Below are 13,890 nucleotides of genomic sequence, written 5' to 3'. Positions count from 1 at the left end.
GGAACCTCGGGAGAGCCGCTCATGCGCGTCCGAAGCATCCGGAACACCGTCCTCGCCACTGCGGCCGCGCTGGCCGCCATCGCGGCCGGGATCCCCGCCGCGACATCCGCGACAGCCGCCCCCACCCAGACCTCCGCCCCGGGCGACATCGTCGGCGTCGAGCCCTCCGCCTTCCACCCGCTGCCCGGCCAGCCCACCAACACCAAGGCCTGGAAGGTCCATTACCGCTCCACCACCGCCGACGGCGCCCCCAACGTCGTCTCCGGCACCGTGATCGTCCCGCAGGACGGCCGCACCGGCCCGCGTCCGCTCATCACCTACGCGGTCGGCACGGTCGGCATGGGCGACTCCTGCGCGCCGAGCGACAACCTCCCGGCCGGCACCGCCATGGAGGCCAACCTCATCCAGCAGTACACCCTGCGCGGCTGGGCCGTGGTCGTCACCGACTACGAGGGCCTCGGCACCCCGGGCGTGCACACCTACACCGTCGGGCCCTCCGCCGGGCACGCCGTCCTCGACGCGGCCCGTGCCGCCATCCGCCTCCCCGGGGCCGGGCTGGGGGCGGACACCCCCGTCGGGATCATGGGGTACTCGCAGGGCGGGCAGGCGAGCGGCTGGGCGGCCGAGCTGCAGGGATCGTACGCCCCCGAGCTGAACGTGAAGGGCACGGCGACGGGCGGGGTCCCGGCCGACCTGCTCAAGGTGGCCGCCTTCAACAACGGCTCCTACGGCTCCGGGCTCATCTTCATGGCGGCGGCCGGACAGGACGCCGCCTTCCCGGAGCTGCGCCTGGACTCCTACCTCAACCCGGCGGGCCGGCTCCTCGTCGCCGGCATGAAGGAGAACTGCGTCGCCATCGACGCGATCGCCGGCTCCTTCAAGCGGATCTCCGACCTCACCACCCGCGACCCGCTCGCCGAGCCTGACTGGCAGGCCCGGCTGAACCAGAGCAAGCTCGGCCGGACGGCTCCCGCCGCGCCCGTGTACCAGTACCACGCCCTCGGCGACGAGCTGATCCCGTACGCGGTGGGCCGCGCGCTGCGCGCCGACTGGTGCGCGCGGGGCGCGAACGTCGAGTTCGACACCGTCTGGGTCGGCGAGCACGTCAGCGGCGTGATCACCCACTCCCCGGAGGTCGGGAACTGGATGGCGGACCGCTTCGCGGGTCGCGCCACGCACCCCGACTGCTGAGCCGCGGCGCCCCGCCGGGGCTCAGTCCTCGGCGGGGCAGGCCCGCGTCCCGGACGGCAGCCGGCCGTCGACGAGGAAGCGGTCCACGTACTCCCGCACGCACTTCGAGGACGAGTAGCCGGTGTGCCCGTCGCCCTTGAAGTCCACGATCACCGCCGAGCCGAGGCGTTTCGCCGTCTCCTCCGTCCACTCGTACGGAGTGGACGGGTCGCCGCGGGTCCCGACCAGGAGCATCCGCGGGGCGCCGGGGTGGTCGATCCTGCGGATGAAGTCGGTGCCGGCGGGGCGGCCGTAGCAGGCGAGGACGGTCAGCAGCTGCTTCGGGCCGAAGATCTTCGAGGCCTCCAGGAACTCGCCCCGCAGCTCGTCCTGGCGGGCGTGCAGCACCCGCGCCACGGCGCCCGCACTGGCCCCGGCCCGAATCTTCAGCCGGTCGGGGTCGTCGGCGCAGTTCACGGCGGCGAGGGCGGCCTCGGAGTTGTCGGCGGGCACGGTGACGGTTCCGGGGCCGGTTCCGGGGCCGGTTCCGGGGCCGGTTCCGGTTCCGGGGCCGTCCCGCCGCCCCTCCTTCGTCGGGCCGCCGAGCTGGAGGAGCCCGACCGGGTCGCGGTCCCGTTCTGCGAGGGCGAGCGCTGCGGCGAGGTCGGGCCAGCTGCTCTTCGAGTAAAGGGCGGCGCCGATCGCGGCGACCGCGTCCTGCCCGGACACGGGCGCGCCGTCGTCGCCGATCAGGGGCTCCTCGTCGAGCCGTTCGACGAGCGCGGCGACCTTCTCCTTCGCGGTGCGGGTGTTGGTCCCGTAGACGCAGCCGGGCCGGTGGGCGCACCAGGTGAGGAAGTTGTCGAGGGCCCGCTGCTGGCCGCGCGCCGATACGAGGGCCTGCTCGGCGAGCGGTTCGGTGAGGGTGTCGACCCCGTCGAGCACCATGCGGCCGGTCTTGTGCGGGAACTGCGCGGCGTACACGGCGCCGAGCCGGGTCCCGTAGGAGAAGCCGAGGAAGTCGAGCTTGTCCTCGCCGAGGGCCTGGCGGATCCGGTCCATGTCACGGGAGACGTTGACGGTCCCGATGTACGGGAGCACGGGCCCGGAGGCCAGCTCGCACCGCCGGATCTCGGCGCGCAGGGCGGCGAGCTGGGCGGTGGCGGTCTGCGGCGTCTCCTGCGTGGTCTGCGGGGAGCCGCGGCCCGCGCCGCAGGAGACGGGCTCGCTGTGGCCGACGCCGCGGGGGTCGAAGGCGACGAGGTCGTAGCGTTTGCCGAGTTCAGCGAAGGCGGTGGGGTCGGCGGCGAGGTTGGCGATGCCGGGGGCGCCGGGGCCGCCGTAGTTGATCACGAGGGAGCCGAGCCGCCGTTCGGGCTCGGCGGCGGGTATCCGGGCCAGGGCGAGGCGGACGTGGCCGGTGCGCTTGCCGCTGGGGTCGAGCGGGACGTCGAGGGTCGCGCACCGCATCCCGTCGGGGACGTGCGGCTCGGGGCACGCGCCCCAGCGGAGCCCGCGGGAGGCGGGGGCGGCGCCCAGCGCGGCGGCCATGACCAGCACGCCGAGTGCGACGGATGCGGCGGCGGTACGGGTGCGGGGCACGGACCCTCCTCGGGCGACCCCCCGGCCCACGATATGCGCGGCCCGCCGCCCCGGCACGTCCGGCCGTGTCACGGGGTGACCGCTGCGCGGGGCCTGTCCCCTACCCGCCCTTCCCCCGTTCCCTGGGCGCTGCCCAGCCCCGGTCCTCAAACGCCGGACGGGCTGAAAAGACCTGGGGCTCCGCCCCAGACCCCGCGCCTCAAACGCCGGCGGGGCTGGATGTGCCTTCTGCTGTCCGTCACGCGCGGCACATTCCGGCCTCGCCGGCGTTTGAGGCGCGGGGGTCCGGGGGCGGAGCCCCCGGCAGCGGCGCCGCACATGATTCAGCCCCGCCGGCGTTTGAGGCGCGGGCTCCGGGGCGGAGCCCCGGGAGGGCGGGCCGCGGTCGACGCTCGGCCGGCCCGTGCCCCCGCCGGGGGTGGCTACCGATACAGCTCCTCGATCCGGTCCGCATAGTCCCGCGCCACCGCCGACCGCTTCAGCTTCAGCGACGGCGTCAGATGCCCCCGCGCCTCCGTGAACTCCCCCGGCAGCACCGCGAACCGCCGGATCGATTCCGCCCTCGACACCAGCTGGTTCGCGTCGTCCACCGCCCGCTGGAGGTCCGCCCGCAGTTGTTCGTCCTCCACCAGCAACCGCATCGGCACGTCCTGCTTCTTGTGCATCTGACGCCAGTGCGCCAGCCCGTCCGGTTCCAGGGTGATGAGCGCGGTGACGTACGGCCGGTTGTCGCCGACCACCATGCACTGGCCGACCAGCGGGTGGGCCCGGAGCCAGTCCTCCAGGGGGGCCGGGGCCACGTTCTTGCCGCCCGAGGTGATGATCACGTCCTTCTTGCGGCCGGTGATGGTCAGGTACCCGTCCGCGTCGAGCTCCCCGATGTCGCCGGTCGGCAGCCAGCTGCCGTACGGGACGCCCTGCCCGCTGTTCCAGTAGCCCGCGAAGACGTGCCGCCCGCCCAGCAGCACCTCCCCGTCGTCCGCGATCCGCACCGACGTGCCCGGCAGCGGCCAGCCCACCGTGCCGAGGCGGGGCCGCTGCGGCGGGCTCACGGTGCTGGCGCCGGTCGTCTCCGTGAGCCCGTACCCCTCGAAGACCTCGATCCCGGCCCCGGTGTAGAAGGCGGCGAGCCGCCGCCCCAGCGGGGAGCCTCCGCTCAGGACGTACCGCACGCGCCCGCCGAGCGCGGCCCGGATGCGGCGGTAGACCAGCGGGTCGTACAGCGCCCGCGCCGCACGCATCCCCAGACCTGGGGCCTTGCCCTTCCCCGTGCCCTCCACCGACTCGCCGAAGCTGCGCGCGATGCGCGCCGCCCGGTCGAAGGACGAAGCGCGCCCCATCTTCTCGGCGGTGGCCCTGGCCGTGTTGTAGACCTTCTCCAGGACGTAGGGGATGGCGAGCAGGAACGTCGGTCGGAATCCCGCGAGGTCCTCCAGCAGGTCTTCGGTGCGGATGCTCGGCGCGTGCCCCAGTTTCACCCGCGCCCGCATGCACCCGATGGCGACCATCCGTCCGAAGACGTGCGACAGCGGCAGGAAGAGCAGCGTGGACGCCGGATCGCTGCTCACCGACTTGAAGACGGGGTGCAGCAACTCCACCGCGTTGTCGACCTCGGCGAAGAAGTTGGCGTGGGTGATCACGCACCCCTTGGGCTGCCCGGTCGTACCCGACGTGTAGATCAGCGTCGCGACGGAGTCCGGCGTACGGGCCGTCAGCCGCTCGTGCACCACCTGGTCGGGCAGGTGCTCCCCGGCCTTCACGAGCCGGCCGACCGCACCGGTGTCGAGTGCCCACAGGTGCGTCAGCCAGGGCAGGGCGGTCCGCTCGATGCTGATCATGCGGGCCTGCCCGGTGTCCTCGACGGCGCACGCGACGGCGCCGGAGTCCTGGATGATCCAGCGGGCCTGGATGGCGGACGACGTCGGGTAGATCGGTACGGTGACCAGCCCCGCGGCCCAGCCGGCGAAGTCGAGCAGGGTCCACTCGTAGGTCGTACGGGCCATGATGGCGAGCCGGTCGCCCTCGCGCAGCCCCTCCGCGATCAGGCCCTTGGCCACGGCGAGCACCTCGGCCGCGAACTCGGCGGCGGTGACGTCGCGCCAGGTCCCGTCCGGCTCCTTGCGGGCGAGCACCGGCTCACCCGGGGCCTGGCGGGCGTTCTCGAACGGTATGTCCCCGAGGGACCCCCGCTCCGGCACGGCGGCGAGCGCGGGTACGTACACCTCGCGCACGACCCCGTCGACCACGGTCTTGACGGGCTCGACCAGCTTCGGCTCGGCGGCGTCCAAGGCGTGTCCTCCTGGGTCAGTCAGGTGTTACCGCCGGTAATCTAGGCACGGCCCGCCTCTGACGACCACCCCCCTGCACGGCTCCTTTCCACACCCCCCACACCCCCCACATCCGCACACATCGCCCACACCCCCCAGATCGCCTCACCCGGAGCGGCGGGCGCCCGGGGAGTCGCCCCGGGAGCCGCCCAGGGAGTTCAGGAGGGCGGCGCCGCGCTCGGCGTCGTCCACGCTCACCGCGAAGTCCTTGCCCTTCGAGCGGATGACCAGGCACTCGCCGCCGCGCAGCATCACGGTCGTACCGAGCCCGTTCAGCCGGTACCCCCAGCCGCCGACCTGCCCCGCCGTACGCTCCTCGACCCGGGCGGACTCGATCTCATCGGCGGCCCAGCGCCGCACCGGCAGGCCGAGCGGCCCGAAGGCCACTTCCAGGCCCCGCCCGGTGACCCGCGCCCGGACGGAGGAGAAGACGAGGGTCACGAGGCAGGCGAAGGCGAAGGGCGCCATCAACAGCAGCCACTCCGGCCCCAGCAGGCCGCCCAGCCCCGCGAGCCCGCCCGCGACGGCCACCAGCCCGGCGCCGGCCGCGATCAGCCGGAGCCACGCGTTGGACGCGCGGGAGAGCCATACGAGCCGCTCACCGCCGGGGATGTCCATGCGGGGACCTTCGACCACGGGCCCCCGCACGTCGCCGACACCCCGGCGGCCGGCCAGGACTCCACCCACACCCGCCAGCGCGGCCGCCGCGAACACGCCCACGACCCAGCCGGTCGCCGAGTGGGCCTGCCGCCAGTCCTCGCGGTCCAGGTTCGCCCGGACGATCGACGCCTGGGCACCGGCCAGGGCCACGCCGCCGAAGAGCAGCGCGCCGGCCACCCAGCCCCGCGCCGACACCCCGGCCCGCCGCGCCGCGAGCGCGACGGCGAGCGCGAGGACGGCCCAGATCAGCGCGGGGAAGACCGCCGCCGCCCACAGCGGCATGGAGCCGTCGGGCGCCCCGGAGAGCCCTTCCCAATGGGTCGCCAGCCGGTCCGGAAGCCGGCCGCTCGCCGCCAGGGGCAGCGCCACGAGTAACGCCGTGACGCCGACGGCCCAGCCGACGACACCCCACCCTGTTCGATTCGTTCCGCCGGAAGCACGGTCGCTCACGGCACCTCCCGGATCATCTCTATGAGTTCGGCCTTGCTGTAGCCGAGCCGCGCCCCGTCGGCGACAAGCGCACGCGCTCGCTCCCTCAGTACCGACCGTCCGTCCGCCCCGCCCGCCACGGTGACTCCGCGGCCCCGCCGGAACTCCAGAAGGCCTTCGTCGCGCAACGTACGCAGCGCGCGCAGGACGGTGTTGGCGTTGACGCCCAGCGCCTGTGACAGGTCGCGGGCGGGCGGGACGCGGTCGCCGGGGGCGCATTCCCCTTCGGCGATGGCGCGCCTGAGTGCGCCGGCCACCTGCTCGTGCAGGGGACGGGTGTCTGCGGTGTTCAGCCTCAGCAACATGATGCCAATGAAGCTAGCACCATCCACATCAAATGCCCGCCACTGAACGGGAAACGACAAGGAACCGGCCACCGACCACCGCCCACCGCCGTGGACAGCCGCACGCCCCGACCCCTTCCTGATCTACCATCAGGCCGCCCCGCCGCAACCGGGGCAAACAGCACAGTCACAAGGGGATCCGTGTCTCGCATCATCGGCTACGCGTCCGGTGTCTTCGATCTCTTCCACGTCGGGCACGTCAACCTGCTCCGGCAGGCCCGCGCCCACTGCGACCACCTCGTCGCCGGAGTGCTCCTCGACGAGGTCGCCACGCACAAGGGGCTCCCACCGGTGGTCCCCTTCCAAGAGCGGCTGGAGATCGTCCGGGCCGTGCGGTACGTGGACGAGGCCGTCGCCGACACCACGCTCGACAAACGGGACGCGTGGCAACGGGTCGGCTTCCACCGCCTCTTCAAGGGCGACGACTGGCGGGGCACCGAACTCGGGGCCCGGTGGGAACGCGAGTTCGCGGCGGTGGGCGTGGAGGTCGTGTACCTCCCGTACACCGCCGACGTCTCCACCACCGCGCTGCGCCAGGAGCTCCAACGGCTGGTGTCGGACGCGGGCGACCGGGCCCGGTCGGCACGGTGACGACCGTGGCCGTCGGCCCGCCCCGTCAGAGGTAGCGGGGCAGGTCGGTGGTCGGGATGGTCCAGTCGGCGATGGTGACGTCCTCGCCGTACACGAACTCCTTGCGCGTGGCGTACCGGGGACCGTCGGAGGTGGTGTGGATGTCGGACAGCACCGCGCCGGATCCGGTGCGGGGGTCGAAGATCGCGTAGATGGGGATCCCGAGCAGCGGATAGTCGCGCACTTTGCCGACCCAGTCGTTGTCCGGATTCGAGCGGGACACGATCTCGATGGCGGCGATGAGGGTCCGGGGATCGAAGGAACCCTGGATCTCCATGTCGGTCTCGGCGATCAGGATGATGTCGGGCAACCGCATGATCCCCTCGGGCTCGGCCTCGACATCGGGAGCCCCCGTGTGCGCCGCCAGCTCCTCCGGCATCACCTTCTCCAGCCGCTTCCGGAGGCGCAGCGCGGTCAGCTCGTGAGGGCCGGACGGAGCCGTCAGGTCGTGGACGATGCCTTCCTTGGTGATCTCGAACTTGCCGGGAACCGTGTCGTCGAGGGTCCGCACGACATCGCGCATCGCCTGGTACCGGAGGCCGTCCCGCCGCGCGTCGTCCTGGGCGATAGTCATGGTTTCGGCTCCGGCTAGGCCGCCATCCGCGCATCGGGCGGGCAGTCGCGGCAGCGGCCCGGCTCCGGGGCCCGGAAGGCGCGCTCGCAGCCGTCGCAGGTCTGGAAGGGGTCCGGCCGTCTGACCGGCCAGGCCGCCGCCACCGAGGGCGGGGCCGGGGGCAGGTGCGGCGGGAGCAGTTCGGTGAGCCGGTACGAGAGCACGGAAGCCGGGTTGTGCATGCGCTCGGGCAGGTTCGCGGACAGCACCTGCCCGATGGCCTCGGGGTCGGCGCCCCGTTCCAGCCAGGCCGACATGCCCGGCGCGAGCCGCTGGATGTCCCGCTCGGACAGCAGCAGCCGGGGGTCGTACCGCCGCAGGCCCGCGAGCAGCTCGACGGAGGCCGGGTGCAGGGGCTGCTGCCGCTGCCGCTGCTCTGCGGGCGGCGGCACGGCGGCCGCCCGCGGGGCGGGCGCCGGCTGCGGCTCCGGCTCCGGCACCGGCACCGGCACCGGCACTGGCTGCGGCTGCGGCTGCGGCTGCGGCTGCGGCTGCGGCTGCGGCTGCGGTACGGGCTCCTGGTCCGGCGGCGGAGGAGGAGCCGGCGGCGGGTCGTCCGGGGTCGTGTCGGCGACGGTGACGGCCCCTGGCTTGTTGTACGAGTACGTCCGCGTCGCCACCCGCCCGTTCTCCAGCCGCTCGCGCCGCCGCTCCAGGTACCCGTAGTGCTCCAGCTCCCGCAGGGCGGAGGCGATGCGCACCTCCCCTTCGGGGAAGCGCTCCGAGAGCGCCTTGATGCCGACCTGAACCCCGTCGGGCAGCGACTGGATGTACGCACCGATCCCGATCGCCGTCACCGACAGGTGGGGGTGCTGGAGGAGGTGATTGCCGACCACGGTGAAGTGACTCGTGTGCGGCGAGTTGACGTGGATGACACCGGATCGGGGGGTCCCGGGCCGAACACGGGACGAGGCGCGCGAGGGCGCGCTAGGGTGCTGGGGAGCCATAAGGAAGGTCTCGTCTTCCTGCTTGGTCAGGCCCTCGACCGGGATTGCAGTCCCGCCGGGGGCCGTCTCATGTCTGCTGTTGTCGGGCCGAGCATATGCCCGGCAACCGACCCGAAATCCAGTCCAGTTGGCCCGATTCACCCGACCGAGGGACTCGAACCGGTGGGGTTGGGTTGGTTGGTTTTTTCTCCCGGTTTTTTGAAGCCTTATGCGTCTAAGCACGCCGGGTCTCGGCGCCCCGGGACCCGGCGCCGAGCAGCACCTCCGCCCACACCACCTTGCAGGGAAGCGGCCCTTCCCTTACGCCCCAACGGTCCGCGAGCGCTTCGACCAGTACGAGCCCCAGCCCCGGGTCTCGGACCTCCGGGACCCGGTCACCCCGGGTGTCGGTCACCTCGATGAGGAGGGTGCGGGAGGCGACGGTGAGGGCCAGCCTGAAGTCCCGACCGGCGACCCGACCGTGGGTCACGGCGTTGGCGGCGAGCTCCGCGACGATCTGGGCCGGCACCTCCAAGGGGAGCCCCCAGGCACGGAGTTGTTCGACGGCGAGCATGCGGCCGAGTCGGGCCCCGCGCGGGGTTGAGGACAGCTGGACGTGAAAGTCGGCGAGTTGAAGGATCACGTCACTCAGCGTGGCCATCCGTGCGTACCGTGAGAAGGGACTCCGCCCGTGCGTCCCGCGTTTGTCCGGAGCTTGTCCGGCTCTGTCCTGGCTGTCCGGAGCGGTCCCAGGGGTACAGGGCGCGGAGGACATCGGCTCGTCGGAGGTGGGTGCGCGTGAGCGTGGACAGTGACGGTACGGAAGAGCCCGGCTGGGACGTGGACCCGGAGGACGAACAGGGCGTGGCGGTGGTGGCCGCGCTGGGCCGCCAGCTGAGGGCCTGGCGCGAGGCCGCCGGCCTGCGGCCCGCCGAGTTCGGAGCGGCCATCAAGTACGGGGAGGACCTGGTCCGCAAGGTCGAGGCGGGCCGCCGGATCCCCCGCCCCGAGTACCTGGACAGGGCGGACGAGGTGCTGCGGGCGGGCGGCAGGATCTCCGCCATGAAGGCGGACATGGAGCAGGTCCGTTACCCGAAGAAGATCCGGGCCCTGGCCAAGCTGGAGGGGCGGGCTGTAGAACTCGCCGCCTACGGCAACCACAACATTCATGGCCTATTGCAGACCGAAGGGTATGCACGGGCGCTGTTCGAGATGGCTCAGCCCCCACAGTCTCGGGAGCAGGTCGAGCGGGGAGTCGCAGCACGGCTGGCTCGACAGACGATCTTCGAACGGTCGCCGGGACCTGCGCTCAGTTTCGTCCAGGAGGAGGTCACCCTTCGACGCACCATCGGAGGCACAATGGTTCTGCGTACCCAACTCGAACGCCTGCTGGAGTTGTGCCAGTTGCGGCACGTCACGATCCAGGTGATGCCGACCATCTGCGCCGATCACGCCGGAATGGGAGGCCTCATCCAGGTGCTGAAGTTCGGTGACGGAACCGCCGTAGGGCGCTCCGAAGGGATCTTCAATGGTAGGCCGGTCTCCGACCCCAAACAGCTTCAAGTCCTTGAGCTGCGCTATGGCATGATCCGGGCCCAGGCTCTCTCGCCCCGGGAGTCACGGTCCTTCATCGAGAAACTGCTGGGAGAAACATGATCCACCACCCCGAGTTGGACTGGTTCAAGAGCAGCTACAGCGACAGCAGTGACATCAACGACTGCGTCGAGGTGGCGGCGACTCCTGGTGCGGTCCTCGTCCGGGACTCCAAGGACATCCGGCTCCCCCACCTCACCATCGGCCGCCACGCGTGGGCCGGATTCGTGGCCCACGCGTCCGGCAGCTGACAGCCGAAGGGGGCCGTCAGGCCCGCGTGCACACGTGCACGGACTCGCTCCCGTGCCCGTTGTCGTGGACGATCCGCAGGACGTTGTTCTTGTAGGTCACCTTCAGCTGCTGACCGCTGACCATGCCGTGCGACCCCGGCGGCTTCCACGGCAGGGTGAGCGAGGCGGTGTCCTCGACGGTCCCCGGGACGGTCGTGGCCTCGCCTCCGCTCAGCTTCGTCATCTCCTTGCTCCCCACGAAGAGCTGGTAGCTCAGGTGGCCGCCGCGCAGCAGCCACTGTCCGTTCCACGTGACCGACTCGCCGTCGGCGTCCCAGACGATGGTGAAGCCGCCGTTGCCGCCGGGCGGGGCCATCACCGTCGCCGTGCCGCGCACCGTCTTGCTGCCGGGCGTGGTCGACTCCAGCTTCCAGTTGCCCCCGATGAACGCGTCGAAGGCCCGGGCGATCGGCGACGCGGACGCCGGCGCGGACGGGGCGACCGACGACGGGGCCGGGGCCGGAGCCCCCGAGGGTGTCCCCGAGGAGGCTCCCGGCGCAGGGGTCCCGCCCCCGTCCTTGCCTCCGCACGCCGCGACCAGCGAGCCGGCGACCCCGATCGCCAGGTAGCGCAAGGCGTTGCGCCGCCCGATGATCTGCGCCGCCGCGCGCATCTCCCGTACCGTCATGAGTCCCCCGAACAGCGTGAGTTGATCAACAACGGTCGACTATAGGGCGCCGCCGCCGGCCCGCCTCGGAACCGCACACACGTTCCACGCGTCTTCCACACACGTCCTGCACCCAACTCACCAGGTGATACATGTCGTTCGACGCGGAATGGGCCCAGCACAAGGCCGCCGCACTGGCCGGGCAGTCGCACGCGCCCGCCATGCGGCTCAACCAGGTGGCGCCCGAGGCGGGCGGCGGCGGCAGTGCGGCCGGGAGCCTGCTGGCCGGGGTCGGGTCCATCAACGGGAACGCCAACCTCCTCATCGAGATCGCGGCCCTGCTCCACGAGGGCCGCCCCGACGGCGACGCGAGCACGATGGCCCGCGTGCCGCGTGCGCACGAGGACGTGGCGACCGAAGCCCTCCGCTTCGCCCGGTTCGCCGACGACCAGTTCAAGGACACGATCGCCCTCTTCGCCGGCCTCGCGACCCGCCTGAAGACCACCGGCAGCAACTTCGCCCAGGTCGACGACGGCACGGCCAGGTCCTTCCTCGACAACCTCCTCGAATCAGGGCAGTACGTAGCACCGGAGTGCAAGTGAGCGGGCTCAGCTACCACAAGGACGTCCAGTTCCTGGAGGAGGCCAACCCGCCCCTCGTCGAGCGCAACGCGGCCGAGTTCCGCCGGCTGCGCGACCTCCTCGTCCAGGTCGAGGAACCCGCCGCGCGCGCGGAGACCCGTACCGAATGGCACAGCGCCAACAGCCACACGTACACCTCGCGCCTGAAAGAGGCCCGCCAACTCGTCACCCACATCGCCGAGGGGTACGACAAGGCCGCCAGCGCCCTGAACGCCTACGCCCTCGCGCTCGCCACCGCCAAGACGCACTTCCGCGACGGCAAGCGCTCCGAGCGGGCGCTCGCCGCGCTCATCGGGACCAAGGGCACCGCGATCACCAAGACCGCGCAGCGGGCGGAGCCGATGCGGCAGTGGGAGGACATGCGGGCCACGACCGGGGTCATGGATTTCTTCGCCGAGCTGACGATGGACGTGGACGACATCCGGGACGAGGCGAACCGCCTCCACGACGCGGCGGGCGGCAGCTTCCACCTGGCGAAGACGGTCGAACAGGAGGCGCGCAGCACCTGCGTGCACGCGCTGAAGCAGGCGTACGAGCTGCTCCCCGACTTCAAGGTGCCGGGAGGCGGCCAACGGCCCGACCTGTACGCGGCGATGGCCGACATCCGCCGCGAGGCGGCGGAGGCCGCCGGTAGCCCGCTGGCCCATCTGCCGGGCAGCGGCCCGAAGCGGGAGATGACCGGGCCGCTCGGGAAGACGGAGATGTCACCGGAGCTGCGTGACATCCGGATGCGGATCGCGGGACTGCCCGAGGTCGACGACAGCTACTGGAACCCGCCGGAGGGAGACGAGGAGAAGGCCGCCTGGATCTCCCAGAAGAAGGAGATCCTCCGGGCGGCGGCCCAGCACGCGGGACTGCCCGAGGAGCTGGTCGCGGGCATCGCCTGGAAGGAGATCGCGGGCCAGTCCGGGACCTTCGACGACGGCATCGACACCGTGCGCCAGTGGGCCGAGTCCCCTTTGAGTCCCATCATCCCCGAGAACCTCCCGAGCCGGGCCGGCGGAACGCCCGACGAAACGTCCTTCGGGCCGATCGCCATCCAACTCCGGCGCGGTGCCGAGGTGCTCGGCTACGACCCTGCGCACCTCACCGACGATCAGCGGGCCCTGGTGGAGGAGTCACTCCAGGACCCGAGGCAGAATGCCTTCATCGCCGCAGGCTTCCTCGCGCAGATCAAGGCCGAGGCGGGCTACGGCGACGTCCCCGCCGACCAGCTGACCGACGCCCAGATGCGCGAGATCGCCGCCCGTTACAACGGCGGCCCGTACTGGCAGTCGGAGAAGGCCCAGTTCTATGGCAACGATTTCGGCAACAGCCTCGGCAAGGTGAAGGACGCGATGCGATGACTGACGGCACCGCAGGCAGCGACCGGGCCGAGCGGCGTCGATGGGTGCTCTGGGTGCTCGGGGTACCCCTCGGACTCGTCCACTTGCTGAACGCCGCCACCGTCTACCTCATGTTGCGCTACCCGCCGCAGGGCGAATGGGACAACCAGGGGTACGCCGGGACTGCCACGGCCTGCTTGATCTCGATCGTCCTGAGCGTGATCGGGCTGCTGATCACCCTCATCCCGCCCGTCCGCCGGACCCTCGGGCCGTGGTGGTTCGCCCCGCCGATCCTCCTGGGGGTGATCGCGTGGGTGCGTATCGCAACGCTCGACTGAGGCTCCGCCGCGAGAACATCGACCTGCCCGAGGACCAGGGGTGCCTGCAATGGGTGCTGGGCGTGCCCCTCGGGTTGATCTACGCACTAGCCGTCCACTTCTGCTACCTGGCCTTGGTTTCGCGGCCGAGTCCGCTCGATCACCCGTTGCGTTCGGACATGCAGTACCTCGCCTACTTCTCCATCACCCTCTGTGCCATCGGCCTGCTGCTCACCCTCACCCCGGTGTTCCGTCGGACCATGGGCAAATGGTGGTACATCCTGCCGCTGCTGCTGGCTGCCGTCGCCTATGTCCGGTCGATCACGATCTGATCGATGACGAACAGAATCCCGCCC

The 13,890-nt window shown here is 71.8% G+C and carries 16 protein-coding genes; 8 read left to right on the top strand and 8 right to left on the bottom strand.

Going from position 1 to position 13,890, the window contains the following annotated elements; genetic code table 11:
* The first annotated feature begins 21 nt into the window (after positions 1–21).
* Positions 22–1,191: a lipase family protein gene (locus tag ACIQ5Y_RS09600; protein ID WP_403877234.1), complete on the top strand. Its 1,170-nt coding sequence runs from the start codon at positions 22–24 to the stop codon at positions 1,189–1,191.
* A 21-nt stretch (positions 1,192–1,212) separates the two neighbouring features.
* Here the strand turns inward: ACIQ5Y_RS09600 and ACIQ5Y_RS09595 are convergent, their stop codons facing one another.
* The 4 genes from ACIQ5Y_RS09595 to ACIQ5Y_RS09580 form a co-directional block, all read right to left on the bottom strand.
* Positions 1,213–2,772: an alpha/beta hydrolase gene (locus ACIQ5Y_RS09595; RefSeq protein ID WP_403877231.1), complete on the bottom strand. Its 1,560-nt coding sequence runs from the start codon at positions 2,770–2,772 to the stop codon at positions 1,213–1,215.
* A 422-nt stretch (positions 2,773–3,194) separates the two neighbouring features.
* Positions 3,195–5,060, bottom strand: a complete 1,866-nt coding sequence (locus ACIQ5Y_RS09590; protein WP_403877228.1) for an AMP-dependent synthetase/ligase — start codon at positions 5,058–5,060, stop codon at positions 3,195–3,197.
* A 144-nt stretch (positions 5,061–5,204) separates the two neighbouring features.
* Positions 5,205–6,128: a DUF1648 domain-containing protein gene (locus ACIQ5Y_RS09585; RefSeq protein WP_403877225.1), complete on the bottom strand. Its 924-nt coding sequence runs from the start codon at positions 6,126–6,128 to the stop codon at positions 5,205–5,207.
* A gap of 77 nt (positions 6,129–6,205) precedes the next feature.
* Positions 6,206–6,553 carry a GntR family transcriptional regulator gene (locus tag ACIQ5Y_RS09580; protein WP_403877222.1) on the bottom strand — a complete coding sequence of 116 codons (348 nt, stop codon included), beginning with the start codon at positions 6,551–6,553 and terminating at the stop codon, positions 6,206–6,208.
* Positions 6,554–6,733: 180 nt separating this feature from the next.
* Here ACIQ5Y_RS09580 and ACIQ5Y_RS09575 point away from each other — a divergent pair, with 180 nt between their 5' ends.
* On the top strand, positions 6,734–7,183 hold the full coding sequence (locus ACIQ5Y_RS09575) for an adenylyltransferase/cytidyltransferase family protein (RefSeq protein ID WP_403877219.1): 450 nt from the start codon (positions 6,734–6,736) through the stop codon (positions 7,181–7,183).
* Positions 7,184–7,208: 25 nt separating this feature from the next.
* Here ACIQ5Y_RS09575 and ACIQ5Y_RS09570 read toward each other — a convergent pair whose 3' ends face one another.
* The 3 genes from ACIQ5Y_RS09570 to ACIQ5Y_RS09560 all read right to left on the bottom strand — a co-directional run bounded on the left by ACIQ5Y_RS09570 (position 7,209) and on the right by ACIQ5Y_RS09560 (position 9,422).
* Entirely contained in the window at positions 7,209–7,796 is a 588-nt protein-coding gene (locus tag ACIQ5Y_RS09570; RefSeq protein ID WP_403877216.1) for a Uma2 family endonuclease, read from the bottom strand.
* A 14-nt stretch (positions 7,797–7,810) separates the two neighbouring features.
* Complete coding sequence (locus ACIQ5Y_RS09565; RefSeq protein ID WP_403877213.1) at positions 7,811–8,671, bottom strand: helix-turn-helix domain-containing protein; 861 nt, start codon at positions 8,669–8,671, stop codon at positions 7,811–7,813.
* A 325-nt stretch (positions 8,672–8,996) separates the two neighbouring features.
* Positions 8,997–9,422 carry an ATP-binding protein gene (locus ACIQ5Y_RS09560; RefSeq protein ID WP_403877210.1) on the bottom strand — a complete coding sequence of 142 codons (426 nt, stop codon included), beginning with the start codon at positions 9,420–9,422 and terminating at the stop codon, positions 8,997–8,999.
* A gap of 137 nt (positions 9,423–9,559) precedes the next feature.
* Between ACIQ5Y_RS09560 and ACIQ5Y_RS09555 the strand changes: the two genes are divergently transcribed.
* Both ACIQ5Y_RS09555 and ACIQ5Y_RS09550 read left to right on the top strand, forming a co-directional pair.
* On the top strand, positions 9,560–10,417 hold the full coding sequence (locus ACIQ5Y_RS09555; RefSeq protein WP_403877482.1) for a helix-turn-helix domain-containing protein: 858 nt from the start codon (positions 9,560–9,562) through the stop codon (positions 10,415–10,417).
* A complete protein-coding gene (locus ACIQ5Y_RS09550; RefSeq protein WP_403877207.1) occupies positions 10,414–10,605 on the top strand; it encodes a DUF397 domain-containing protein in 192 nt (63 codons plus the stop codon). Before ACIQ5Y_RS09555 ends, ACIQ5Y_RS09550 begins: the two co-directional genes overlap by 4 nt.
* Positions 10,606–10,621: 16 nt before the next feature.
* On the opposite strand, the gene ACIQ5Y_RS09545 is transcribed toward ACIQ5Y_RS09550, so the two are convergent.
* On the bottom strand, positions 10,622–11,272 hold the full coding sequence (locus ACIQ5Y_RS09545; RefSeq protein WP_403877204.1) for a hypothetical protein: 651 nt from the start codon (positions 11,270–11,272) through the stop codon (positions 10,622–10,624).
* A gap of 131 nt (positions 11,273–11,403) precedes the next feature.
* On the opposite strand from ACIQ5Y_RS09545, the gene ACIQ5Y_RS09540 reads away from it, so the two are divergent.
* The 4 genes from ACIQ5Y_RS09540 to ACIQ5Y_RS09525 are packed head-to-tail and all read left to right on the top strand — an operon-like array spanning position 11,404 to position 13,866.
* Positions 11,404–11,853: a hypothetical protein gene (locus ACIQ5Y_RS09540; protein ID WP_403877201.1), complete on the top strand. Its 450-nt coding sequence runs from the start codon at positions 11,404–11,406 to the stop codon at positions 11,851–11,853.
* Positions 11,850–13,238 (top strand): hypothetical protein, encoded by a 1,389-nt coding sequence (locus ACIQ5Y_RS09535; RefSeq protein ID WP_403877198.1) that lies wholly within the window; start codon positions 11,850–11,852, stop codon positions 13,236–13,238. The genes ACIQ5Y_RS09540 and ACIQ5Y_RS09535 overlap by 4 nt, the downstream gene beginning before the upstream one ends.
* Entirely contained in the window at positions 13,235–13,555 is a 321-nt protein-coding gene (locus ACIQ5Y_RS09530) for a hypothetical protein (RefSeq protein ID WP_403877195.1), read from the top strand. The genes ACIQ5Y_RS09535 and ACIQ5Y_RS09530 overlap by 4 nt, the downstream gene beginning before the upstream one ends.
* The gene (locus tag ACIQ5Y_RS09525; RefSeq protein WP_403877191.1) at positions 13,528–13,866 is read left to right on the top strand and encodes a hypothetical protein; all 339 of its coding nucleotides are present in this window, start codon (positions 13,528–13,530) and stop codon (positions 13,864–13,866) included. The genes ACIQ5Y_RS09530 and ACIQ5Y_RS09525 overlap by 28 nt, the downstream gene beginning before the upstream one ends.
* Positions 13,867–13,890: the final 24 nt, after the last annotated feature.

This window comes from Streptomyces sp. NPDC096339 (assembly GCF_044762985.1).
Taxonomy (GTDB): domain Bacteria; phylum Actinomycetota; class Actinomycetes; order Streptomycetales; family Streptomycetaceae; genus Streptomyces.
Note: the sequence above shows the minus strand (reverse complement) of the source record. Positions and strands in the feature narration are given on the sequence as shown.